Origin of the sequence: Streptomyces sp. LHD-70, assembly GCF_031157275.1 — a bacterium.
Taxonomy (GTDB): Bacteria; Actinomycetota; Actinomycetes; order Streptomycetales; family Streptomycetaceae; genus Streptomyces.
The window spans coordinates 40,884-64,030 of sequence record NZ_JAVIFW010000011.1 but is presented as its reverse complement, the minus strand read 5'-3'; the positions used below and the strand labels follow the sequence as shown (position 1 = coordinate 64,030).

Here is a 23,147-nt window from a genome sequence, read left to right as displayed (position 1 = left end):
GGCACCGCCGCCCGCGCCTTCGCCCTCGTCGTCACCCATGGCGCTGACCTTCGCCGTCGCGCTCTGGGGCCACGCCACCGTGCAGTTCGCCGAGCGCTGGATGGCGTACGTCCTGGCCATCGGCTTCGCCGCGCTCCTCGTCCTGCTGCTGCCCGGCACCGACACCGCGGCGAGCGGGCCCGCGCCCGGCGCCGCCGGGTGGAGCCTCGCCTTCGTCGTCGCCCTCGCCGGGCCGTTCTCGTACCTGCCGATGCCCGCCGACTACACCCGCTACCTGCCCGCCCGCACCTCGCTGCGCTCGCTCACCTGGGCCGGTGCGCTCGGCGGCTTCACCTCGTCCGTGGCGCTCGGCGCGGCGGGCGCGGCCGCGGCCACCCAGGCCGATCTGACCGACGCCGTGGCCGGGACGGAGAGCCTGCTGCCCGGCTGGTTCAAGCCGCTGTTCCTTGCCCTGGTCCTGGGCGGCTGCGTCACCAACTCGATCATCACGCTCTACTCGTCCAGCCTGAACCTGCAAGTCCTCGGCATCCCCTGGAGCCGTGCGAAGACCATCGTGATCAGCGCCGCCGTCACCGCCGCGGGCTGCCTGTACGCGCTGTTCCTCACGGACTTCACCACCGCGCTGCTCTCCTTCCTCTCCCTCCTCGTCATCGTGTTCGCGCCCTGGGGCGGCGTGTTCCTCGCCGACATGCTGCTGCGCCGCTGCCGGTACGACACCACGGCGCTGCACACCGGACGCGCGGGCTCGTACTGGTACCGCGGCGGCTACCACCCGGCAGGCGTCACCGCCCTCCTCACCGGCATCGTGTTCGCCGCGCTGACCTGTGACTCGGAGCTGTGGACCGGCCCCCTGGTGGCCCCGCTCGGCGGAGCCGACCTGAGCCTCGCCTCGTCCCTGGTGGCGGGCCTCGTCTACTGGGCCCTTGCCGCGCGCACGGTCGCCCCGGCCACGGCCCCGGCGCCGAACGCCGACTGAACCTTCCCCCTCCGTACCCCAACACCCCTCACCTCAGCAGGAGTTGAAAGCACATGTCCCCGCACGACCCCGCCGCCACCCCCGCCGACCTCGTCGTGCGCGGTGCCCGTATCCACACCGTCGACCCCGACCTGCCCGAGGCGCAGGCCATGGCCGTGAGCGGCGGGCGCATCGTCTGGCTCGGCGACGACGCGGGTGCGGCGGAGTGGACCGGGCCCGGCACCCGGGTACTGGACGCGGCAGGCAAGCTTGTGCTGCCCGGTTTCATCGACGCCCACAACCACGTACGCCTCGGCTCCGACGACGCCAGCGCCCAGCTCGCCGGGGCCGCTACGCTCGCCGAGGTGCACGAGCGGATCCTGGCCTGGCGCAGGGACCACCCGGACGCGGAGTGGATCGAGGGCGAGGCCTTCGACTACGCGGCCCTCGGCGGCGGCAGGCTCCCCACCGCCGCCGACCTCGACCCGGTCACCGGCAGCACCCCCGCCTTCGTCCTCAGCTACGACGTCCACACCGCCTGGCTCAACACCGCCGCCCTGCACCGCCTCGGCATCAGCCGCGACCGTACCGACCTGCCCTTCGGCACCGCCCACACCGACCCCGGGACCGGCGAACCCACCGGACTCGTCAAGGACTTCGCCGTCAAGGGCCTGTCCCGGGACGGCCACCGGGCACTCCAGGACCTCGGGGTGCCGTGGGCCTCCGCCGAGCGGCAGTACCGGCGCCTCGCCAAGTCCCTCGACGACGCGATCGGCTACGGCATCACCACGGTGGTCGAGCCGCAGAACTCCCTCGACGACCTGGCCCTCTTCGAGCGCGCCCGCAGCGAGGGACGGCTCGCCTCGCGCCTCGTCGCCGCCCTGTTCCACCCGCGCGGCACGAGCGACGCCGATCTGGACGACTTCGGCGCGGCGGCCCGGCGGCACGCGGACGACCGGCTGCGGGTCGGACCGCTCAAGCTCTACATCGACGACGTGGTGGAACCGCGCACCGCGGCACTCCTCGAACCGTACGTGGGCTGCGGCCACCACCGCGGGGACACCTACTACCCGCCCGAGGAGTTCGCCGAGCTGCTCACCAAGCTCGACGCCCGCGGCTTCCAGTGCTTCGTGCACGCCACCGGCGACCGGGGCATCCGCGTCGCCCTCGACGCGTTCGAGCACGCCCGCCGGGTCAACGGCCCGCGCGACGCCCGCCACCAGATCGTGCACGTCGAATGCCTCGACCCGGCCGACACCGCCCGCTTCGCGGAGCTCGGCGTGGTCGCCTGCATGCAGCCCCGGCACTGCGCGCCGGACGTGGCCGGGCCCGGCAAGGACTGGGCGGAGAACGTCGGACCCGAGCGGTGGGGGAAGGCCTGGCCGATGCGCAGCCTGTACGAGGCGGGCGCGCGGCTCGCGTTCTCCAGCGACTGGAACGTGGCGGAGATGGACCCCATGACCGGCATCTACACGGCGGTCACCCGGCGTCCGCTCACCGGCGGCGAGCCGTGGATGGCGGAGGAGACGGTGGACGTGGAGACGGCCGTGCACGGCTACACGATGGGCTCCGCGTACGCCAACTTCCTTGAGGACGAACGGGGTTCACTCACCGTCGGCAAGGCGGCCGACTTCGTGGTCCTCTCCCGGGACATCCTGCGGGTACCCGCGGAGGACATCCCGGGGACCGTCGCGGAGACGGTGGTGGTGGGCGGGGAGCTCGTGTCCACCCGCTGAGGCCCAGGACGGCGCTACGGGGGTACGGGGGTGCGGCGTTACGGGGGTGTGGGGCGGCCTTGACGGAGCCCGAGGGGGTCGCGTTCCCCGGCATCAACACCCTTGACCGTGGCGGCAGGTGTGACCTCTCGGCCACAATCCGGACGTGGACAACCAGCACCGGCCCGTGGACGTGATCGAGATCCTGCAAGGCGCTTCCCTCCTGGTCCCTGAGGCGCAGGCCGGAGCGGACGACCTCACGGTGAGCGACGTGTGGGAGCACCTGAGCGACGACGCGTGGGACGTGGCCGTCGCCCTCCTCGAGGAGCTCGGCGGCGCACCGCCGCTGCCGCCGTCGTTCTGGCAGGAGCTCGCCACCGCCGCAGGTCAGCTGCATCTGCCGCGCAGCGCCGCGTGGTGCCGCTGGCGCGCGGACGAGGCGGTCCACGGGATCGTACGGGCCGACCTCACGCTCGCACCCGAAGGAGAGTCCCGGCGCCGGACGCCCCTGCCCGGAGCCGGAGTCCTCCGCCCGATGTGGCGCATCGGCCACCGCACCCCGCAGGGCGAGCCGGTCCTCGACATCGCCGCGCTGTGGGTCGAGTCCGTGCCGTTCCTGGAGCCCGGCGGCCGGGCCACGGTGCGGCTCGCCCCGCTCGTACCGCCGCGCTGGCGCCACCTGCGCCCCGGCCAGGTGATCACGCTGCACGAGGACAACAGCACCGCGGGCACAGCGGTCGTCCTCGACGTACGCCCACCGCAGGAGCCGGCCGCGACGTAGCGGGCGCCGGTGCGGGGGAGGACGATGGAAGGGACGGCGCCAGGCGGACCGGCGCGACCGGTGCCGGGACGCGGCCGTCGAAGGGAGGTGCTGATCCATGACGCAGTTCATGGACGTCCACCACGGGATGCAGGGCGTGACGAAAGACCAGCTGAAAGAGGCCCACCAGGCCGATCTGGCCATAGAGAAGGAAGAGGGCGTCCACTTCCAGAGGGCCTGGGCCGACCCCAACTCCGGTACGGTCTACTGCCTTTCCGAGGGCCCCTCGGCCGACGCGGTCCAGCGCGTGCACGAACGCGCCGGGCACAAGGCCGACGAGATCCACCCGGTCCCGCTCACCGTGTGACCACCGAGGGTGCGACCACCCGAGCAGGGCTGAGTAGCCTCACTGACGGCCACCTGGGGTGGACCCCGGGTGGCCGCGCCGATCCTCCGAATCGGTGAGGGCACGGATAAAGGGTGACGTACCTGGACAGCGTGACGGCATGATGACCGACGTACCGCAGTCCATGACCAAGGCGGCCGCCGCCGCACTCGACCGTCACACGGCCGGTGGCCTGGGCGCCCGTATGGGATCGCGCCTCTGGGTCGAGTTCGCCCACGAGGACGCGAGCGTCGTCCTCCGCGCCATGGCCGACTACCTCGACCGCAGCACGGACACCCCCACCGCGATCTCCCTCGACCTCACCGAACGCCCGTCCACCGAGCCCGGTCCGGACGTCACGCACTACGACGAAGTCGAGTGGACCGGCACGTTGTATGTCGACGTCGCGGCGGACTGAGGGCACGGGCGCGGTGCGGAGAGCTGTTTCACCAGGACTCCCAAATCCCGGCATTAGCACCGGAAATACGGGATACGGTGCTGATGTGGCGATCACAGGGGAGGACACCGCACCGGGCACCGCGCTGCTGCTCGCGGCGGCGCCCGTCGGGAAGGGCGCGCTCGTCGACGCGGCGGGCGTCCTGCCCGCCCTCGCCGCCGTCCCGCCCAGCACGCTCACCGGCACCCGGAGCGCGACCGTCGTCGAACTCGCCGATCCGGCAGACCCGCAGACCGTCCTCACCCGCATCCGCAGCGCCGCCGCGACACCCGGCCCGCTCACCGTCCTCATCGCGGGGCAACTCCACCTCGACGGCAAACAGCACCGCCTCCACCTGGCACTCGCCCGCACCACCCCGGCCACGCTGCGCTACACCGCCCTGCCCTGGCACTGGCTGGAGACGGAACTCGGGGTGCGCCTCCCCGGCACCACCACGGTCGTCCTCGACCTGGTCGCGACCGCCGAGGCCTGGCAGCAACTCCCCACCACCACCCACCCGCAGGCCGCCCACTCGCAGGCCGCCCACCCGCAGGCCGCCTCCCCGCAGGCCATCCACCCGTACGGCATCCATCTGCACGGCACCCGGCTGTTCGGCCGGATCGCCCCGCCGCCGCCGAAGCGCCGCCTCGCCCAGCCCACGTACCTGAAAGCCCTCACGGCCCTTTGGCGCAGCGGCAGTCGCGCGCCCCTCGGCCAATTCCACGAACAGATCGTGGCCCAGGGCGACTTCGCCGACGCCCTGCTCCTCGCCGTTGACGGCGGCACAACAGCCCCCGCGCCATTGGCGCCGCAGGTCCCGGCCCGACCCGCCCCCGTACCACCGCCGTCGGCGACCGGGGGCGAGGACCCGCTGGCGGCCATCCTGGCCGCCGCCCACGCCGGGCGGCACAGCGAGGCCGCCGCGCTCGCCGCGCTGGGGGAGGGGCATGCGCTGCGCGAACACGGCGCGGGTTCCGCTCAGGCGGTGCACTGGCTGGAGGTCCGCGCCGAGCTGGCCCGGCTCGACGGCGACGCGGCCCGCAGCTGCGAACTCTGGATGGCGGCGGCCGACGCCCGCCTCGCCCGCGGGGAGGCACCGGACGCGTCCGTGGTCGAGGCCGCCGTCGACCGCGCCCACCACCAGTGGCAACAGCTCACCGATCCGCGGCGCGCCCGTGAACTCGGCGCTCTCCTGGTCGCGTTGCGCTGTCACGTACCCGGCCGCAGAGCCGGGGCGAGGGACGCCGTCGAGCACCGCATGCACCTCCTGCACACGACCCCGCCGACGGCCACCGACCGGACGGCGACGCCCTGAGGGCAGCCCTGCCGTCAGGGCGACAACCACGCCCCGTACCAGGCGCGAAACCCGGTCGCCAGGGGTACGAAGCCACCCCAGTCCGGGTCGATCCGCCACACCTCACCCGCACGCGGACCCGTGACGACCAGCCGGTCGAAGATCCCGCAGCCCTGTTCGCTCAACACCAGGGTTCCCAGGGCCAGTTCATCGACCGGTACGCCACCACGGCCGCCCAGCACACCCGGCAGGGGTGCGTCGAGCGGGAACGGCGCGGCCAGCCGTCCCGGGCAGCCGGTCGGTCGCCCACTCGTCGTCCACGGCCCACCCGTACGCGTCATCGGCCCCGGGGCGGGCGAGGGCCAACGGCATCAACCCGTGCCCGGGTCCGGCCGGGCCGTCGCCCACGTCCACCACGAACGACCGGTATTCCAGCGGGAGTCGGACCCCGTGGGCCTCCTCGAACGCCCGGACCTCCGCCTCGCCCGGCGCAGCCGACAGCGCGTACCGATGCGTGTCCGCCCCGAACCGCTCACATCCGGGGTCCAGTGCCGCCCCTTCGCGCAGCCGAGCCCGGACCGCGTCGGCATCCCATTCGGTCATCCGCTGAACGTACGCCCTCTCCCGGCAGCGCGACCGACCGGTCCGCGGGGCCGATCATGGCCCGGAGAGTCTTGACGCCGAGCAGCGCCCCACTATTGGATCGCCGTTATTGGTCCTGCGGCCAACAGTGACGCCCTGTCGCTGCCCGGCGTCCTGGGGAGGACTGTTGGCGACCAGTGGCGAGTTCCAGCACCACACCGACATCCACACCCACACCCACATCCACAACCACATCCACGAAGGACGCCTGTGACCAGCCCCATCGACCGCCCCGCCCACCGCCTCCACGTCGCCGTCGACGCCCCCGACGCCTTCACCCGTGGCGCCGCCCGCGGTGAGCAGTTGCGCGACACCCTGCCGGGAGGCATCGCGGGCTACGACCGCTTCTTCGAGCTGGGCGGCATCAGCCCGCAGAAGGTGCGCGACGACGCCGAACGCGCCCTCGACACCGTCGGGGCGTTCCGCCCGCAGGCCCGCGCCGAGATCGAGGGCATCGCCCACGGCGCCGGGGTCGACACCTGGCGGATCGCCGCGCTCAACGCACGTACGGAGATCCTGGCCCGCAGCACCACCGTCCCGCCCGGCGAGTGCTCGACGATCGTGCGCCGCCTGGAACACCCCGAAACCGGCGAGGTGCGCACCTTCGGCGTCCAGACCTGGGACTGGCACGTCGAGCTCAACCCGTTCTGGCACACCCTCGAATCCCGCGGCGGCGCCCACGCCTTCGTCGGCATCACCGAGCACGGCATCCTCGGCAAGATCGGCGTCAACAGCGCGGGACTCGCCCTGCACTTCAACATCCTCGGCCACCGCGCCGACGGCATCGGCGGCGTCCCCATGCACGTCCTCGCCGCCGTCGTCCTGGCAGAGGCGGGCAGCGTACGGGAAGCGCTGGAGATCATCCGCAGCGCCCCGCTGAAGTCCTCCGGCTCGTTCGCCCTCTTCGACCCGGTCGAGGCGGTCCTCCTCGACCTCAGCCCGGACGGCGTCTTCCCCGTCGACCCCGAGCACGGCACCCTCGTCCGCACCAACCACTTCCTCACCCCGACCCCCGCGGCCCAGGAGAAGACCTGGCTCTACCAGCCCGATTCCGGCCGGCGTCACGACCTGATCCGGAAGCGCGTGACCGCGAACACCCCGCCGGCCGGCCCCGACGAGCTCGTCGCCCTCCTCCGGTCCGGCGCGGGCGAGGCGCCGCTGACCTGCGTCCCGGACATGTCCCTGCCCCAGGGGGAACGCTGGGCGAGCCTCGCCACGGTCATCCTCGAACCCGCGGAGCGTGCGGCCCGCGTCCTCGACGGCACCCCCGTCGACAGCGGCACGCGGCCGTGGCGCAGGCTCACCGCGTAGCCGCACGGGCGACCGAAGCGGCCGCTGCACGCCTCCGGCTGTTGCTGCACGCCTCTGGCCGTATTACTGACGCGTCAGTACGGTGCTGCCAACCCCCCATTCCCACAGGAGAGTTGGGAGAGCCGCATGACGTCAGCGTTACGCAGGCGACCACTGGCCGCAGGTGCCGTCCTCGCGGTGGCGGTACTCGGAATCCCCGGGTCCGCCGCCGCGCAGAGCGCCCCCCAGGCACCCGACGCCACCCCGAGCCCGGTCGACCGGAAGACCGCCCCGGGCGAGATCCTCACCTCGGAGCCGTCCTCCTTCCAGTACACCCCGGGCGTGCCCACCCCCACCAAGGCCTGGAAGATCACCTACGGCTCGACCTCCGCCGATGGCAAGCCCAACGCCGTCTCCGGCACCGTGATCGTCCCCGACGACGGCAGGACCACACCCCGCCCCCTGATCACCTACGCCGTCGGCACGGTCGGCATCGGCGACAAGTGCGCCCCCTCCGCGGGCTTCCCCGGCGGCACCACGGCCGAGGCGCCCCTGGTCAACGCCGCTCTCGTACGCGGCTACGCCGTCGTCGTCACCGACTACGAGGGCCTCGGCACCCCCGGCGACCACACCTACATGGTCGCCGCCGCCCAGGGCAGCGCCGTCCTGGACGCGGCCCGCGCGGCCCAACGGCACCCGGACGCGGCGAAGTTCGGCGTCAGCGCGGAGGCGCCGGTAGGCATCATGGGCTACTCGCAGGGCGGCGGCGCCAGCGCCAAGGCCGCCGAGATGGCCGCGACGTACGCACCCGAACTGAAGGTCAAGGGCACCGCGAGCGGCGGCGTTCCGGCCGACCTCGCGAAGGTCGCCGAGTCGCTGGAGGGCGGCGACAGCGCGGGCTACCTGCTCATGTCCGCCGTGGGCCAGAACGCGGCGAAGCCGTCCCTGGACCTGGACGCTTACCTGAACGACGAGGGCCGCAAGCTCGCCGACGTCGTCCGCAACGAATGCGTCGGCACGGTCCTGGAGGCGGGCCGCGGCAAGACCATCGAGGACGTGACGACGTCCAACCCGCTCGAGCGCCCGGAGTGGCAGCAGACCATCGCCGAGCAACTCATCGGCACCGTACGGCCGTCGGCACCGGTCTTCCTCTACCACGGGGACGCGGACGAGACGATTCCGTACACGGTCGGGCAGAAGCTGCGGGCCGACTGGTGCGGCCAGGGCCACGCCGTCGAATGGAAGACGTTCCCGGGCCAGTCCCACGTGGGCACGGCGATCCAGGGCAACGGCCCGGCCCTGGAGTGGCTGGGCCAGCGCTTCACGGACCAGCCGACCACGGGCAACTGCGCTACCTGAACGGGTAGTTGACACCTCGGTCGGGGCTCGGGGCTCGGGGCTCGGGGCTCGGGGCACGGTGGCTCCAGGCTCCGGGCCTGGCGGACCCGGGTCCCGGCCGAGGTGTCAGAGGCTGCTGAGCAGGGCCTGGAGCGGGGCGGGAGTGCGGCCCGTCGGCAGGGCCTCGGTGAGGGCGCGACCGTACTGGATCTTGCGCCCCTTCTTCGTCCCGAGAAACCGCCGCAACTGCTGCTCCGGGGCCCGCCCTTGCTGCGCGGGCTGCCTCTGAAACGTCTGCAGTGCGCGCAAGTCGCCCTGCTCCTCGACGAGTTGCAGGACGCGCGGGACGCCGAGCGCGCGGATCAGCTCGTCCTCGAGATCGGCCGAGCAGACGGAGAAGGTGTCCAACTCGCGTGCGTAGTACGGACTTTCGTTCTCGTCGCAGAGTCCGGTCAGGCCGAGGCCGAGCCCGGTGGGGCCGAGGATCCGGGTGAAGCGCCTGATGCTCATGGCACCGCCCATCGGCAGCACGCACACTCCTTCTCCGGCCAGATCCCGTCCGTGGCCGACGGCCAGCGCCTCGATCGCCGCGAGGTCGCTGGGCCCTTCGAGGAGGACGACGGTCCGCACGCCCCGTGCGGCGGCCCGCGCACGCGCTCCGGCCTCGCCGTCCCCGTCGGGGTCGCCTGCGGCCGCCCATGCGGTGACTGCTTCCCGGAACGCTTCGATGGTGGTCACAGAATCGGTCACGGTGCCAGTCTCTGGTATCGCCGGGCCGCTGGACAGGCATTTTCGTCCGGCGGACGTCGGGGCGGACGTCGGGCCGGGGCGCCGGGCCGGGACGCCGGGGCGGGTGTCAGCCGGTGATCGTGCCGGGCGTCAGCCGGTGGGCTGTGCCGGTGGGGCCGCGGCTTCGAGCGCGTCGACGGTGCCGGACATGATGGTGGGGATGTGGCGGGTGAGGTGGTCGAGGGGCCAGTCCCACCAGGCGAGCCGGAGCAGGCGGCCGACGTCGGCGGCCTCGTACCGGGTACGGATGAGCTGGGCGGGGTTGCCGCCGACGATCCCGTAGTCCGGCACGTCACGGGTGACCACGGCACCGGCGGCGACGATCGCGCCGTGCCCGATCCGTACGCCCGGCATGACCGTCGCGCCGTGCCCGAACCAGACGTCGTTGCCGACGACGGTGTCACCGCGGGACGGCAGGCCGGTGAGCAGGTCGAAGTGCTCGGCCCAGGAGCCGCCCATGGTGGGGAAAGGGAAGGTCGAGGGGCCGTCCATGCGGTGGTTGGCGCCGTTCATGAGGAACCGCACTCCGGTGCCCAGGGCGCAGAACTTGCCGATCACGAGCTTCTCGGGGCCGTAGTGGTAGAGGACGTTCCGCGTCTCGAAGGCGGTCGCGTCCTCGGGATCGTCGTAGTACGAGAAGTCCCCGACCTCGATGAGCGGCGAGCTGACGAGCGGCTTGAGCAGGACGACCCGGGGCTGACCGGGCATGGGGTGCAGGACGTCGGGATCGGCGGGGGTGAGGGGCGGGGAGGGCATGGAGGGCGGGTCCTTTCCGCGGGAGGCCGGGGCCGGGCGCCCCACCCCCGTACAAGCTAACGCAACGTCTGATGCATTAGGATGCTGTCACGCCCGACACCGCCGAGCAAGCTGGATGCCCCATGACGGACGCACGACAGGAACCGCCCGAGGCGCCGCCCAACTCGCCTGTGCCGCAGGCCGGTTCGCCTGTGCCGCAAGCCGGTTGCCGCTCGGAGGCCCCGGCGACGCGCCGCCCTGGCGGCCGTACGGCCCGTGTCCGGGCGCAGGTCCTGGAGGCGGTCCTCGCCGAGCTGGGGGAGCGCGGTTTCGCAGGGCTGACGGTCGAGGGCGTGGCCGCGCGCGCGGGGGTGCACCGCACGACGGTCTACCGGCGCTGGCAGGACGTCGGCGGCCTCCTCGCCGACGCGCTGGACGCGGCGGGGGAGGACACCACCTGGCAGCCCCCGGACACCGGCTCACTCCACGGCGACCTGCACGCCCTCAACACCGAGATCTACGATTCACTCCGCACCCCGGCGTCCGTCCCCGCCGCGCTGATCGCCGCCTCGTTCCACTCCGACCGGGCGGCCCACGCGCAACAGCGGCTCTGGGAGGGGCGGTACGCGCAGTGCGGGGTGATCGTCGAACGTGCCGTCCGGCGCGCCGAACTCCCACCCGGCACGGACGCCCGCCGCCTCCTGATCGCGGCAACGGCACCGCTGTACCACGAGCTGATCCTCCTCCGTACCCCCGCGCGCCCTCAACTGCCCCTGGAAGCGGCGGAGATGGCGACGGCGGCGGCGAACGCGGGGGCGTTCGGCCCGCGTCGGGATGCGCGATGAGCACGCCGCGTCGGAGCGTCGGCCACGATCGCCACCCAGGAGCAGCGGCCGACGGCGTGCGGAACAATCCCCTGGTGCCGTCGAAGCCCCGACTGGCCCAGCTCACGGACTCCGTGACGCGGCTGGCCACCCCGCACCGCGTGTACGTGACGGCCGGACGATTCACCGAGCCCGACCCCGACCTGCCGGAGCTCGCGGCCCGGATCCGCGCGCTCCTCGACATGGTCGCGGCGGATGAGCCCTGGCAGCGCTACCTGCACAGGTACCGCCCGGCCCCCGTCCCGCAGCTCTGCGCCGCCCTGGAACCGGTCGAGACGCACGCCGTCGCGGCGTTCCTCGCCCAGGTCGTGGCCGTCGACCTGGTGTGGCCGAGCCACCGCCACCTGCCCGCCGAGGCCGCCGAACGCGGGGCGGCGCGCGTGGTGTCCCTGCTGGGGGCGGAGGCCAGTTGGTGGACCAACCACGATGAGGACTGCGGTGCCGTGAACGGGCTCACCCCACTGTTCGACAGCCTGCTCGCCGGAACGGACGGCGAGCACTTCGTCCTCGCCCTGCAGATCGCCGACGACTGAACTCCCCGACCAGGAGCGCGCGTCGGCCCAGGCGACCCCATGGCTCATTCGCGCCCTGGTGACGCCCACCGTCCCGTGGCTACCGTCCCGCGCATGCCTGATTCCTACACCGATCTGGCCGACCACTACGACCTCATCATGACCTCGGGCTACTACGACTACGACACCTACGCCCAGGCCCTCCTGGACGCCGTCGGCGACCGACGGGACCTCCTCGAGGTCGGAGTGGGCACCGGCCTGGTCTGCGAGAGCCTCCTCCGACTGGGGCCGCCCGACCTGCGGATCACCGGTATCGACCACACCGACAGCATGCTGGACAAGGCCCGCGACCGACTCGGCAGCCGCGTGCGGCTCCAGGCCGAGGACGCCATGGACCTGTCGTTCTCCGAGGACTTCGACGTGGCGTACTCCGTGGGCGGCGTCTGCCTCATCGTCGAGGACGGCGACCGCTGGTGGATGAGCAGCCACCTGATGGAGGAGGAAGAGACCGCGACCGCGCTGAAGAACATCGCCACGGCCCTCGAACCCGGCGGCCTGCTCCTGATGTCGGTCCAAGGGCCGCACGAACCCTACGAACGCCCCCTGCCCGGAGGGCTCACGTACGCCCAGGAGATCGAGGTGGACCCGGAGGGCCGGCACACCAAGGACTACTTCATCAGGCGGCACGACACCCTCGTCGCGCACCAGCGCCTGAGCTTCCGTCTCTTCCCCCAGGAGAAGTCCGAGGCCCTCCTGGAACAGGCCGGATTCCGGTTCCTCACCGGTGACCGTTTGCTGCGCCGGTACGTCCGCCGCTGACCCCGCGTCCTCCGGCGTTCTCCGGCGTTCTCCGGCGTTCTCCGGCGTGACCACAGGGGTCATCCCCGAGGGCCGAAAGAATGCGTACGGGGATGTCGAGAAGCAGCGAACGGCTCCGTCTCCGCTATGAACGCGACCACAATGGGCCGCACAGCACCGAGGAGACGACGATGGCCAAGTACCTGCTGCTCAAGCACTACCGCGGCGCCCCGGCCGCGGTGAACGACATCCCCATGGACCAGTGGAAGCCGGAGGAGATCTCGGCCCACGTGCAGTACATGCAGGACTTCGCGGACCGCCTGGAGAAGACCGGCGAGTACGTCGACAGCCAGGCGCTCGCCCAGGAGGGGACCTGGGTGCGGTTCGACGGCGCAGGCCGCCCGCCGGTCACCGACGGCCCGTTCGCGGAGACCAAGGACCTGATCGCCGGCTGGATGGTGATCGACGTCGACACCTACGAACGCGCCCTCGAACTGGCCGGGGAGCTCTCGGCGGCCCCGGGAGCGGGTGGCAAGCCGATCCACGAGTGGCTGGAACTGCGCCCGTTCTACGGTGAGCAGCCCACCATCACGGAATGACACAGCCCATGGACGCCATGGACGAGGCCCGGCTCAGAACCCTCACACCGGGCGTGCTCGCCGTCCTCGTCCGCCGCGGAGCCGACTTCGCGGCGGCCGAGGACGCCGTCCAGGACGCGCTGCTCGAAGCGGTCCGCGCCTGGCCTGCCGACCCGCCGCGCGACCCCAAGGGCTGGCTGATCACCGTGGCCTGGCGCAAATTCCTCGACGCGGCCCGGTCGGACACCGCCCGCCGCCGGCGCGAGGAGACCGTCGACCAGGAACCCGCGCCCGGGCCCGCGCCCGCGGCGGACGACACGCTCCAGCTGTACTTCCTGTGCGCCCACCCGTCGCTGACCCCGTCGTCCGCCGTCGCACTCACCCTGCGCGCCGTCGGCGGCCTCACCACCCGGCAGATCGCCCAGGCCTACCTGGTGCCCGAGGCGACCATGGCGCAGCGGATCAGCCGGGCCAAGCGCACCGTCTCCGGCGTCCGGTTCGACAAGGCCGGCGACGTCGCGACCGTGCTGCGCGTCCTCTACCTGGTCTTCAACGAGGGCTACTCCGGCGACGTCGACCTCGCCGCCGAAGCCATCCGCCTCACCCGCCGACTCGCGGCGGCCATCGACCACCCCGAGGTGTCGGGCCTGCTCGCGCTCATGCTGCTGCACCACGCCCGCCGCGCCGCCCGTACCGCTCCCGACGGCAGCCTCGTACCGCTGGCGGAGCAGGACCGCGGCCGGTGGGACACCGCGTCGATCGCCGAGGGCGTCGAGATCCTGCAGGCGGCCCTCGCCCGTGATCGCCTCGGCGAGTTCCAGGCCCAGGCCGCCGTCGCGGCCCTCCACGCCGACGCCCCCACCGCCGAGGAGACGGACTGGGTGCAGATCGTCGAGTGGTACGACGAGCTCGTACGCCTCACCGGCAGCCCCGTCGTCCGGCTCAACCGCGCGGTGGCCGTGGGTGAGGCGGACGGACCGCGCGCCGGCCTCGCCGCGCTCGACGGCCTTGACACCGCACTGCCTCGCCACGCGGCCGTCGCGGCGTACCTGCACGAGCGCGCCGGTGACCTCGCGACGGCACAACGGCTGTACGCGGAGGCGGCCCTCAAGGCATCCAACCTCGCCGAACGCGACCACCTCACCCGCCGGGCGGCCCGCCTCAACGCCCAACTCCCCTGAGCCCGGGGCCGGTTCAGGCCGGTGGTCTCCCGACCGCCAGGAACAGTTTCATGGCGGCGTCCCGCACCCTGGTGACACGGCGCGGGGTGTGCACCACGCGGTTCATGAGGCGGGCGGCGCGCGCGAGTCGCTGCGTGGGGCGGCGGCGGATCGTGTCGTACACGGTGAGGGCGTCCTGGACGTCGGCGTGGGTCGTGAGCGCGCGGGCCAGGGTGACGCCGTCGACGATCGCCTCGCACGCGCCCCGCCCGAGGTCGGGCGTCATGGCATGGGCGGCGTCGCCGATCAGCGCGATGCGGCCGCTGGTGTAGTGCGGCAGCGGGGTGCTGAGGTCGTACAGGTCGTTCCGGCCGATGGCGGCCTCACCGGCCTCGGCGAGGTGGTCAAGGACGCGGCGGACACCGGGATGCCAGTCGCCGAACCACCCCTGCAGAGCTGCCAGTTCACCGCCCGGCGACGGCTCAAGCTCGGCGGCCGGCGCACAGGCGAACCAGTGGGTCAGGCCCCCGGCGCGCGGGATGACGCCGAAGCGGGCACGCCGGCCCCAGGTCTCGGTCATGCCGTCGGTGTCGAAGCCGACGGTGCCGTGCCAGGCGGTGACGCCGCTGTAGCGCGGACCGTGGGCGTCCCCGAAGAGTGCGGTACGGGCACGACTGCGCAGGCCGTCGGCCGCGATGACCACGTCATGGTCAAGGTGCTGAACGTCGGTGATGCGGGAGCCGTAGCGCACGATGCCCTCGTCGAGCGCATCGGTGAGCGCCCTGAGCAGGACGGGCCGGGCGACGACGTGGACGCGGTCTCCGCTGCGGCGCTGCAGGGCGGCCATGTCGACGTCCCCGATGCGGGTGCCGTCGGCGCGTACGAAGGTCCCGTAGGCCGCGGGCCGGGCCGCGCGGCGCGTGGAGTCGGCAAGGCCGAGCCCGTCGAGAGCCCGCAGCGCACCGGGCCACAGCCCCAGCGAACTCCCGGTGTCCGGCGGCCCGGAGGCGCGCTCATGGACTTCCACGTTCCAGCCGGCGGCCCGCAAGGCCACCGCGGTGGTGAGGCCCCCGACCCCGCCACCGATGACGATCGCTCTCCTCTGCATGCAGCACACGCTACTACGTTCATAGTGTTCGGTACTATGTGTGTAGTGAAGCGGGCCAGGCCGGGCACACCCGGCACCAACCGCCGGAAGGGCAGGAGACGGAATGCCGAGCAGGCGTGACGAGGTGCTGGACGCGGCAGTGCGGGTGCTGGGCACCAAAGGCCTGCGCGGACTGACGTACCAGGCGGTCGACAGGGCGGCGGGAACGCCGGCCGGGACCACGTCGAACCACTTCCGCAGCCATGACCTGCTGGTGACAGGCGTGGTGACCCACCTGGAGACCCTCGACGCCCGGGACTGGAAACGCTTCGCGGCCACCGCCCCCGCCGGCGATCCGGAAGCGCTGGTGCGGGCGCTCGCGCGCGTGGTGGGACACATGCTCGGCCCCGCCCGCCACCGCACCGCCGCCCGCTACGCCCTGGCGCTCGAAGGTATCGCCCGCCCCGCAGTGCGCGAGGCCATGAGCCGCGCCCGTACGTCGATGATCGAACTGACCTCGGCCTGGCTGGCGGAACTCGGTTCACCGGCCCCGCTGGACCACTGCACGATCCTCTTCGACTACCTCGACGGCTTCCTCTTCCACCAGCTCGCCACGGCACCTGCACCCGCCGATCCCGAACCTGGCATCCGAGTGCTCCTGGGCGCGTTCCTGGCTTCGCCCGCGCAGTCTTAGCCGGTGAGTTCGTCCTCACAGCACGATTGGCGCCCGGGCGCCGACGTACACGACCGCGACGAGCCCCGCCCGAACGCCGGGCGGGGCTCGAACACCGTGAGCCAGTCTCAGTCGGCCTGAGTCGGCTCAGTCGGTCTCAGTCGAATTCAGGCAGATCGGGTGGCCTCAGGCGGGGAGGAAGACCACGGACCGCAGCGTCAGCCGGTCGGTGGCCGGGCGGCCGTGCGGGCGCAACGTCCATGAGTCGCCGCTGCAGTTGGGCCCGGTGAAGACCATCGCGTACGCGTCGGTGCTGTTGTGCGGAGCGAAGGCGGGAGGAGCCTGGGGGGAGCCGACCTCGGGGAGGTTCTGGCACATCCCGTTCTCGGGGTTGTGGAGCGTGGCCGACTGACGGGCGCCGTTGGCCCCGATGTAGCTGTAGGAGAAGTCGCCGGTCGCGGCGTGGGCGGGGCCGGCGAGGACGGCGGTGAGGGCGAGGGCGCCGCCGGCAGCGGCGAGGGTGTTGCGCAGACGCACGAAGGTTCTCGTTTCGTGTGGAAGTGGATCAGAGCGCCTCACCCATACCTGCCTCACGCCGCCCCGATGCACGGTCCCGCAGACGTAAGGTTTCGCCGTCACCCGCCCGGCGTAGGGACGGGGCGTCCGAAGAACTACGGGGACCGGTTCCGACGCGTGCACCCGGTGCTCCGTCCCCAAGTCGGCCAACCCATAGGCCAACCCATAGGCCAACCCCACGGCTGACCCCACCGCGAACCCCACCTCAAGACCCGTCGCTGCGCGGCTTCTTGCCTCCCCTCACGAAGATCGCTACGGTCCCGCCCAAACGCATCTACGCGCGTCGCTCCAGCGCTCGCACTCCCTCCCCCACACCCACCTGAAAGGCCCTCATGCAGCCGCACCACAAGCCCCTGCTCCTGGCCGCCGTCGCCACCCTCGCCCTGACGGCGACCGCCGCACATACCGGCGCCGCGCCCGAAGCCGCCTGGCGGCAGGTCGGCGACGACGCGAAGACCGGCATCAGCGGCCTGGCCCTCACCGGGAGCCCGACCGAGGACATCGAGGCACTCGTCGTACGCGACAACAAGAAGCCGGGAGACAGCAGGATCGGCCAACTCTCCTACGAGCAGGGCGAGTCGGGCTCGGCGTCCGTCGCGCCGATCGCGTGGGAGGGCCCGGAGCCGGTCGACCTGGAGGCCGTGGAGGCGGTGCCCGGAACGCCCGGCGAGTACGTCGCGCTGGCCAGCCGCGGCCTCGTCTATCACCTGCGCGCCGACGACAGCGGCGTGAAGGTGCTCGACGTGTCGCCCCTGCCCGCCATCAACGAGGGCGCCGACTTTGAAAGCTTCGCGCTCACCTCGCAGCACGGCGAGATGGTCGCGGTCTGGGCCGACAGGGGAGCGGGTGCGAGCCGCCCGGCGACGGTCTTCGCCGCCCCGTTCTCCTTCGACGCGTACGGGAAGGCCTCGTTCGGAGCCGTGGAACAGGACCGCTTCCGGGCCTCGGCGCCCGAGGGCGAGGTGCGGCACGTCTCCGACATCGCCGTCACCGACTCCGGGCGCATCCTGGTGAGTTCGGCCTCGGACGCGGGCGACAACGGGCCGTTCGCCTCCGCGGTGAGCGAAGCGGGCACGGTCACCGTCGACGCGGCGGGCTCGCGAGTACGGCTGCGCATCGACTCCTCTCCGACCGTTCTCGGGACGTTCGGCGACCGCAAGATCGAGGCGCTGGAATGCCTCCCGGACAGCCCCGAAGCGGTACTCGGCACGGACGACGAGAACCTGGGCGGATTCGTCACCACGGCTTCCGTCTGCGGGTAGTTGAGGGCGACTTCTTCCCCGGGAAGAATTTCCGTCCACACCCCTGAATTCCCGAAAGTCCTCACTGAATTTCCGAAAGTCCTCAGTGAATCCCGAGACCGTTCCCCCGGGACCGGGGCGAGAACTGCTCCCGCGCATTCACCACGAAACGCGCCCCCTCGGGGTCGCTCAGGATCGCCTCACCGACGTCACTTACCTCCCGTACGAGACCGCCGCCGTGGCCCAGGGCCGCCTCGATGCACGCATGGACGTCGGTGACGGCGAAGTGGATCTGCCAGCGCGGCCGCATCGAGGGGTCGCGGGCGGAGTCGACCGCACCCGAATGAATATGGGCCACGACATCGCCCCGGCTGCGCAGGATGACCTTCTCGTTCTCGTAATGAACCTCGCAGCAGTCCTTGGTGTCCGAGGCCCAGCTGAGAACCTCCGCGTAGAAAATGGCCGCGTCGAAGGCGTCCCGCGTATGGAGCTCCACGAAGACGGGAGCCGCGCGGCGCCACTCCTCCCAACGGGAGACCAGTTCGCCCTCCCAGATGCCGAAGACCGCGCCGTCGCGATCGGCCAGCAGAGCGGCCCGTCCCGGAGGAAAGGAAAGCGGCCCGACGGCGGTCGTGCCCCCGCGCTCCTGGCTGCGGGAGACGGTTTCGTCGGCGTCGGCCGTAGCGAAATACGGGGTCCACGCGAAAGCCTTCGGCTGCATGGCCGCCACGGCGGAAACGCCCGCCACCGGGACTCCGCCGACACTCGCGAACCGGTATTGGTCCCCCAGCTTTCCGGTGCGCCATTCCCACCCCAGTACGGCGGTGTAGAACTTCTCGGCGGCCGACAGATCACAGGTGGTCAGGCTCACCCAGCAGGGCGCCCCGTACACCGAGCCACTCGCGACGGCTCTGCTGCTCACTGCCTTCTGGCTGTTCATATGCGTACCGTTCCGGTCCTGCTGCCGCCGGCCCTTCGGGCATGCCGGCTCTCGATGCCATCGGCCGGGTTCCCGTCCCCTCGCCCGCGAAACGCTGTGCGGCCCGGACGTCCCCGGCTCGGGGATCGTCCCTCCCGCGAGGGCTTTCCGGACCCCATCCGGATGACCCGGGTCGCGGGCCGCTCCGGTGCGGCATGAATGGTCACTGTGGGCGAACGGCAGGCCAGGTGACCTCCGCGGACTTATGGAGCCGCACCCTGCCGGGATGATCGACAGTCGGCGCGACCACGGAGGGTGGGCCACATCGCATGCACGAGAAGTCTTCCGGCGCCGACGACCCGGGCTCAGAGGGCGACGCGGACGGCGGCGGTTCGGTGTGGCGGCGGATGTACCGGGCGACGGTCCGGTCCGCCGCGGCGCGCGGCTGGCGGCGGAGCGGCGAGCTGGAGCTGATGCACCGGTCGATGGGGCTCGCGGCCCTCGGCTTCCTCACGCTGGTGCCGCTCCTCGTCGTGGTGGCGGCGGTCGACCCGGCCCAGGGCCAGGGCTTCGCCGAGTGGCTCGGGAGAGGCCTGGGCGTGTCGGTGAGCGCACAGCAGGAGGTCGAGGACCTGTTCGCCTCACCCCGCAAGGCACTGGAGGCCACCACCGCCTACGGTCTCGCCGCGCTCGCCGTCTTCGGCCTCACCTTCGGCTCGGCCCTGCAGACCGGCTACGAAAAGGTGTGGGAACTGCCCGCCGCCCGCTGGCACACCATGTGGCGGCACGCGGTCTGGCTGGCCGCGCTCATCGGCTACCTCTTCGCGGCCGCCCAGATCACCCTGGACCGCGCCTCGCAGGGCGCCGCCTTCGTGACGTCCCTGTGGCACTTCGCCACCGCCGTACTGAGCGCCGTGCTGTTCTTCTGGTGGTCGCAGCGGCTGCTCCTCTGCGGCCGGGTCGGGTGGAAGGCCCTGCTCCCCGGCGCGGTGGCCACGGCGATCGGCCTCGTCGGCCTGCGGGTCTTCTCGCAGCTGGTGTTCTCCCCGCTGATCGCCTCGAACGCGTTGACGTACGGGCCGTACGGCACCGTGCTCGTCGTCCAGTCCTGGCTGGTCGGCGTCTCGGTCGTGGTCTTCGGCGGCGCGGTCGTGGGGCGGCTGGTGCACGAGGACTACCCGCGCTTCGCGCACTTGCTGCTGGGGCGCCGCACCTAGGCCCCCAGGTGCCTGCCGATCGCGAGGAAGGCCTTGACCAGGGGTGCCTGAGGTACGGCGGGGGAGACGACCTGCGAGGCGAAGTGGACGATGACGAGGTCGAGGGCGGGGGAGATGAACAGCCGCTGACCGTGGATGCCGCTGGCCATGAAGGACCCGTAGGGATCGTTCAGGACCCACCACAGGTCGTGGTACGAGAGCGTCGCGGGCGCGTCGGCCGGGGCCGAGGGGAAGCGGACGCGACGCGGGTAGCCGTCGGGCACACCGGCGACGACGGCGGTCACCTCTTCCGGCACGATCTGCCGGTCGCCGACGGCGCCGCCGCACCGTATGAGCTCACCCAGGCGTGCCACGTCCCGCGCGGTGGCACTGAACCCGCCGCAGGCCGCCTCGGTGCCTTCGGCGTCGACGAGGTAGTACGCGTCCTCCTCGGCGCCGATCCGGGACCAGATCATCTCGGACAGCAGCGCGGAGGTGCTGACCCCGGTGACCCGCCGCAGGACCTCCGCGAGTGCCTCGACGTTGCCGTTCTCGTAACGGAACTCGACGCCAGGCGCTCCCGTGGCCCGCGCGGTCGCCAGGTGCTCGCGAATCGTGGCGGGACCCGAGTAGCCGTAGGGGCGGAGCCGTGGAGTGAGGACGGCGAAGTAGCGCTGCGCCTCCAGGGCCTTGTCGTAGGGGCGGCCCGCGTAGCTCATCTGCGTGCCCATGTGCAGGAGATCGTCGACCCGGGCTTCCCCGAAGGCGGTGCCGGCGAGCTCCGGAACGTACTTGCCGACCTCGGCGCTGCGGTCGAGCAGCCCTTCGTGGGCGAGAGTCGCGGCCAGGAGTCCGAGATAGGACTTGGCGGCGGAGGCGTTGAAGTGCGGGACATGGGGTTCGTAACCATGCAGGTACTGCTCGTGGACGAGGCTGCCCCGGTGCAGGACGAGCAGGGCGTCGGTCTCCGCCTCGGCGAGCAGTTCCGGGAGCGTCAGGGTGCGCCCGTACGAGCCGGGCACGCGCAGGTCGTCGAGTGCTCCGGGCGCTGCCGCCGGAAGGACGCCGGGTCGCCCCGGACCCCGCCAAACGGGACGGCTCGGCATGATCTCCCGGCCCGCCGTCGTGAGTTGCCGTGCCCAGGTCGAGTCCGTGAACCCCCGCGCCCAGACGAGGTCGGCCAGTGAGGTCGTGCCGGTCACGTGTCACTCCGCTTGATCGAGGATGGTTGCCACATCTCGTTACCGTACAAGTTGTTCGGTAAATCAGTAAGGGTTGGAGGCTCGACAAGGGTTGTTGGGCTTGCTCGATTGAAGATTTGGTCGCCCCCTGCTGCCCCCATGAGGGGGGATGTTCCTGAACGAATAGTTCGGGAAGCGGTCGGCCCGAAACCGTCACCGATACCGGCGTCGAACGTCAGGAGCCCGCACGTTCGGCAGGGGAGAGCCGCTTGCGACGGGAGCCGCGGCGGACGGCGGTGACGAGGGCGGTGACGGCGTCGACGCTGATGCCGACGACCGGAAGAAGGACGGCCAGCGTCAGCCCGCCCGCAAGCGCGACGAGGCCTCCGGAGCCCCCGATGGCAGTTCCTGGACCGGTGAGGTCGCACTCCGGACCGGGCGACCGGCCCGGGTGCCTGACCCAGGTCGTCTGCTCGCTCTGCGGCTCCACCCGCAGGGTGACGGTGTCGCCACACCCTGGACCGCCCGGACCCGTGGGCGAGTAGCTGTGCCCTGCCGGGGCCGCCTGACCTGCAGCGTCCCGCTCGCAGCACGAGCCCCGCACCCCCTCTCGCAGCAGCACGAGAGCCCCGCACCCCCTGAAGGGGCGCGGGGCTCTCCACGGCGTCGGCTCAAGCCTTCGCCGACAACTCCTCTGGGTCCGCGACGCGTTCGACCCTGCCGACGAGGAAGACGTACGACAGGACACCCACGACGGTGATCACGGTCATGTAGGCGAAGCCGGGCGCGAAGCTCTCATCGGTGATGATCATGCCGATGACGATCGGCGTCGCGATCGACGACAGGTTGCCGATGAAGTTGAACATCCCGCCGGTGAGCCCGAGCAGCCGCTGCGGCGCCATCGCGGACACCAGCGACCAGGTGATGGAGGCCAGACCGTTGCCGAAGAACGCCACCGACAGGAACACGATGACCAGCGCGGTCGAGTCGGTGAAGCTCGCGCCGACCATCAGCGTGCTCAGCAGCAGCCCCGCGATGATCGGGCCCTTGCGGGCCGCGCCGAGCGAAACCCTGCGCCGCAGCAGGAAGTCCGACAGGACACCGGAGGCAAGCACACCCACCAGCGCGGCGACGAACGGCAGCGAGGCCAGGAACCCGGACTTGATGTAGTCCATGTTCCGGTACTCGACCAGGTACGTCGGGAACCACGTCAGGAAGAACCAGAGGGTCGACGTCAGGCAGAACTGGCCCAGGTACAGGCCCCACAGCTTCCGTCGGCCGAGCACCGCGGCAAGGTCCGCGCGGCTGATCCGTGCCCGCTGCGGCCGCTCCCGCGTCGCGTCCACCAGGCCCCCGCCGTCGCGGATCAGCTCGATCTCCGCCGCGTTGGCCCGCGAGTCGCGCGGTTCGCGGAACCAGCCGTACCAGAACAGCGCCCACACGATGCCGACCAGGCCTGTGGCGATGAAGACCCAGTGCCAGGAGACCGTCGCCTGCAGCCAGGACAGGACGGGGGTGAGCAGCGCGAGGCCGATGAACTGGCCGGAGGTGTAGAAGCCGATGGCCGTGGCGCGTTCCCGCTCCGGGAACCATACGGTCGCGACCTTGCTGTTGATCGGATACGCGGGAGCCTCGAAGACACCCACGAGCAGCCGCAGCACGATCAGCGCCACGAAACCGCCCACGATCCCCATGAACAGGGTCGCGAGGGACCACAGGGTCAGGCACACCGGGTAGAGGACCCGCGCGGGCACCCGGTCCACCAGCCACCCGCCGGGTATCTGCAGCGCGGCGTAGGTCCAGCCGAACGCCGAGAGGAGCAGGCCCTGTTGGGCCGTGTTCAGGTCGAGTTCGCGCGCGATCTCGGGCAGCGCGATCGACAGGTTCGAGCGGTCCAGATAGTTGATCACGACGGTGACGAACAGCATCACCGCGATGAGCGCACGGGCGCGGGACGCTCGCGTGGCCTGGGCGGCACGCGCGGGGGAGGTCTGTGTCATCGT

26 protein-coding genes are annotated in these 23,147 nt (G+C 71.9%); 16 read left to right on the top strand and 10 right to left on the bottom strand.

The annotated features are described in order from the left end of the window. Nucleotides 1-37 precede the first annotated feature (37 nt). The 6 genes from RCO28_RS22345 (at nucleotide 38) to RCO28_RS22320 (ending at nucleotide 5,566) form a co-directional block, all read left to right on the top strand. The gene (locus RCO28_RS22345) at nucleotides 38-976 is read left to right on the top strand and encodes a cytosine permease (RefSeq protein ID WP_308942982.1); all 939 of its coding nucleotides are present in this window, start codon (nucleotides 38-40) and stop codon (nucleotides 974-976) included. A gap of 53 nt (nucleotides 977-1,029) precedes the next feature. Next, the gene (locus tag RCO28_RS22340; RefSeq protein WP_308942981.1) at nucleotides 1,030-2,691 is read left to right on the top strand and encodes an amidohydrolase; all 1,662 of its coding nucleotides are present in this window, start codon (nucleotides 1,030-1,032) and stop codon (nucleotides 2,689-2,691) included. A gap of 145 nt (nucleotides 2,692-2,836) precedes the next feature. Next, nucleotides 2,837-3,451: a hypothetical protein gene (locus RCO28_RS22335; RefSeq protein WP_308942980.1), complete on the top strand. Its 615-nt coding sequence runs from the start codon at nucleotides 2,837-2,839 to the stop codon at nucleotides 3,449-3,451. A 97-nt stretch (nucleotides 3,452-3,548) separates the two neighbouring features. After that, nucleotides 3,549-3,797: an SCO4226 family nickel-binding protein gene (locus tag RCO28_RS22330; protein WP_308942979.1), complete on the top strand. Its 249-nt coding sequence runs from the start codon at nucleotides 3,549-3,551 to the stop codon at nucleotides 3,795-3,797. Between the two features lie 139 nt (nucleotides 3,798-3,936). Continuing rightward, a complete protein-coding gene (locus RCO28_RS22325; protein WP_308942978.1) occupies nucleotides 3,937-4,233 on the top strand; it encodes a hypothetical protein in 297 nt (98 codons plus the stop codon). 85 nt (nucleotides 4,234-4,318) lie between these two features. Beyond that, the gene (locus RCO28_RS22320) at nucleotides 4,319-5,566 is read left to right on the top strand and encodes a hypothetical protein (RefSeq protein ID WP_308942977.1); all 1,248 of its coding nucleotides are present in this window, start codon (nucleotides 4,319-4,321) and stop codon (nucleotides 5,564-5,566) included. A gap of 14 nt (nucleotides 5,567-5,580) precedes the next feature. On the opposite strand, the gene RCO28_RS22315 is transcribed toward RCO28_RS22320, so the two are convergent. Together RCO28_RS22315 and RCO28_RS22310 are read right to left on the bottom strand one after the other, a co-directional pair. Continuing rightward, nucleotides 5,581-5,733: a hypothetical protein gene (locus RCO28_RS22315; RefSeq protein WP_308942976.1), complete on the bottom strand. Its 153-nt coding sequence runs from the start codon at nucleotides 5,731-5,733 to the stop codon at nucleotides 5,581-5,583. A 19-nt stretch (nucleotides 5,734-5,752) separates the two neighbouring features. After that, a complete protein-coding gene (locus RCO28_RS22310) occupies nucleotides 5,753-6,148 on the bottom strand; it encodes an SMI1/KNR4 family protein (RefSeq protein ID WP_308942975.1) in 396 nt (131 codons plus the stop codon). A gap of 249 nt (nucleotides 6,149-6,397) precedes the next feature. On the opposite strand from RCO28_RS22310, the gene RCO28_RS22305 reads away from it, so the two are divergent. After that, nucleotides 6,398-7,498, top strand: a complete 1,101-nt coding sequence (locus RCO28_RS22305) for a C45 family peptidase (RefSeq protein WP_308942974.1) — start codon at nucleotides 6,398-6,400, stop codon at nucleotides 7,496-7,498. A 126-nt stretch (nucleotides 7,499-7,624) separates the two neighbouring features. Beyond that, nucleotides 7,625-8,836: a lipase family protein gene (locus tag RCO28_RS22300; protein WP_308942973.1), complete on the top strand. Its 1,212-nt coding sequence runs from the start codon at nucleotides 7,625-7,627 to the stop codon at nucleotides 8,834-8,836. A gap of 105 nt (nucleotides 8,837-8,941) precedes the next feature. Here the strand turns inward: RCO28_RS22300 and RCO28_RS22295 are convergent, their stop codons facing one another. Beyond that, nucleotides 8,942-9,553: a TOPRIM nucleotidyl transferase/hydrolase domain-containing protein gene (locus RCO28_RS22295; protein ID WP_308943187.1), complete on the bottom strand. Its 612-nt coding sequence runs from the start codon at nucleotides 9,551-9,553 to the stop codon at nucleotides 8,942-8,944. Nucleotides 9,554-9,694: 141 nt separating this feature from the next. Continuing rightward, nucleotides 9,695-10,360, bottom strand: coding sequence for a CatB-related O-acetyltransferase (locus tag RCO28_RS22290; RefSeq protein WP_308942972.1), 666 nt, complete (start codon nucleotides 10,358-10,360; stop codon nucleotides 9,695-9,697). A 122-nt stretch (nucleotides 10,361-10,482) separates the two neighbouring features. Here RCO28_RS22290 and RCO28_RS22285 point away from each other — a divergent pair, with 122 nt between their 5' ends. The 5 genes from RCO28_RS22285 to RCO28_RS22265 all read left to right on the top strand — a co-directional run bounded on the left by RCO28_RS22285 (nucleotide 10,483) and on the right by RCO28_RS22265 (nucleotide 14,292). Further along, a complete protein-coding gene (locus tag RCO28_RS22285; protein WP_308942971.1) occupies nucleotides 10,483-11,184 on the top strand; it encodes a TetR/AcrR family transcriptional regulator in 702 nt (233 codons plus the stop codon). Nucleotides 11,185-11,240: 56 nt separating this feature from the next. Beyond that, nucleotides 11,241-11,756: a hypothetical protein gene (locus RCO28_RS22280; RefSeq protein WP_308942970.1), complete on the top strand. Its 516-nt coding sequence runs from the start codon at nucleotides 11,241-11,243 to the stop codon at nucleotides 11,754-11,756. A 93-nt stretch (nucleotides 11,757-11,849) separates the two neighbouring features. After that, nucleotides 11,850-12,554 carry a class I SAM-dependent methyltransferase gene (locus tag RCO28_RS22275; RefSeq protein ID WP_308942969.1) on the top strand — a complete coding sequence of 235 codons (705 nt, stop codon included), beginning with the start codon at nucleotides 11,850-11,852 and terminating at the stop codon, nucleotides 12,552-12,554. A gap of 170 nt (nucleotides 12,555-12,724) precedes the next feature. Next, entirely contained in the window at nucleotides 12,725-13,132 is a 408-nt protein-coding gene (locus RCO28_RS22270; protein WP_308943186.1) for a YciI family protein, read from the top strand. A gap of 17 nt (nucleotides 13,133-13,149) precedes the next feature. After that, nucleotides 13,150-14,292 carry a DUF6596 domain-containing protein gene (locus RCO28_RS22265; protein ID WP_308943185.1) on the top strand — a complete coding sequence of 381 codons (1,143 nt, stop codon included), beginning with the start codon at nucleotides 13,150-13,152 and terminating at the stop codon, nucleotides 14,290-14,292. 13 nt (nucleotides 14,293-14,305) lie between these two features. Here the strand turns inward: RCO28_RS22265 and RCO28_RS22260 are convergent, their stop codons facing one another. Then, a complete protein-coding gene (locus tag RCO28_RS22260; RefSeq protein WP_308942968.1) occupies nucleotides 14,306-15,379 on the bottom strand; it encodes an FAD-dependent monooxygenase in 1,074 nt (357 codons plus the stop codon). A gap of 103 nt (nucleotides 15,380-15,482) precedes the next feature. On the opposite strand from RCO28_RS22260, the gene RCO28_RS22255 reads away from it, so the two are divergent. Beyond that, nucleotides 15,483-16,052 (top strand): TetR family transcriptional regulator, encoded by a 570-nt coding sequence (locus RCO28_RS22255; RefSeq protein WP_308942967.1) that lies wholly within the window; start codon nucleotides 15,483-15,485, stop codon nucleotides 16,050-16,052. 165 nt (nucleotides 16,053-16,217) lie between these two features. On the opposite strand, the gene RCO28_RS22250 is transcribed toward RCO28_RS22255, so the two are convergent. Then, on the bottom strand, nucleotides 16,218-16,568 hold the full coding sequence (locus RCO28_RS22250) for a hypothetical protein (RefSeq protein WP_308942966.1): 351 nt from the start codon (nucleotides 16,566-16,568) through the stop codon (nucleotides 16,218-16,220). Between the two features lie 371 nt (nucleotides 16,569-16,939). Between RCO28_RS22250 and RCO28_RS22245 the strand changes: the two genes are divergently transcribed. Continuing rightward, nucleotides 16,940-17,869: a hypothetical protein gene (locus RCO28_RS22245; RefSeq protein WP_308942965.1), complete on the top strand. Its 930-nt coding sequence runs from the start codon at nucleotides 16,940-16,942 to the stop codon at nucleotides 17,867-17,869. Nucleotides 17,870-17,951: 82 nt separating this feature from the next. Here RCO28_RS22245 and RCO28_RS22240 read toward each other — a convergent pair whose 3' ends face one another. Further along, a complete protein-coding gene (locus tag RCO28_RS22240; RefSeq protein WP_308942964.1) occupies nucleotides 17,952-18,788 on the bottom strand; it encodes a VOC family protein in 837 nt (278 codons plus the stop codon). Nucleotides 18,789-19,174: 386 nt separating this feature from the next. Between RCO28_RS22240 and RCO28_RS22235 the strand changes: the two genes are divergently transcribed. Continuing rightward, a complete protein-coding gene (locus RCO28_RS22235; protein WP_308943184.1) occupies nucleotides 19,175-19,984 on the top strand; it encodes a YhjD/YihY/BrkB family envelope integrity protein in 810 nt (269 codons plus the stop codon). On the opposite strand, the gene RCO28_RS22230 is transcribed toward RCO28_RS22235, so the two are convergent. The 3 genes from RCO28_RS22230 to RCO28_RS22220 form a co-directional block, all read right to left on the bottom strand. Continuing rightward, nucleotides 19,981-21,165 carry a serine hydrolase gene (locus RCO28_RS22230; protein ID WP_308942963.1) on the bottom strand — a complete coding sequence of 395 codons (1,185 nt, stop codon included), beginning with the start codon at nucleotides 21,163-21,165 and terminating at the stop codon, nucleotides 19,981-19,983. The two genes, RCO28_RS22235 and RCO28_RS22230, sit on opposite strands and share 4 nt — an antisense overlap. Before the next feature lie 214 nt (nucleotides 21,166-21,379). Then, nucleotides 21,380-21,634 (bottom strand): hypothetical protein, encoded by a 255-nt coding sequence (locus RCO28_RS22225; RefSeq protein ID WP_308942962.1) that lies wholly within the window; start codon nucleotides 21,632-21,634, stop codon nucleotides 21,380-21,382. A 181-nt stretch (nucleotides 21,635-21,815) separates the two neighbouring features. Further along, entirely contained in the window at nucleotides 21,816-23,144 is a 1,329-nt protein-coding gene (locus RCO28_RS22220) for an MFS transporter (RefSeq protein WP_308942961.1), read from the bottom strand. Between the last annotated feature and the right edge of the window lie 3 nt (nucleotides 23,145-23,147).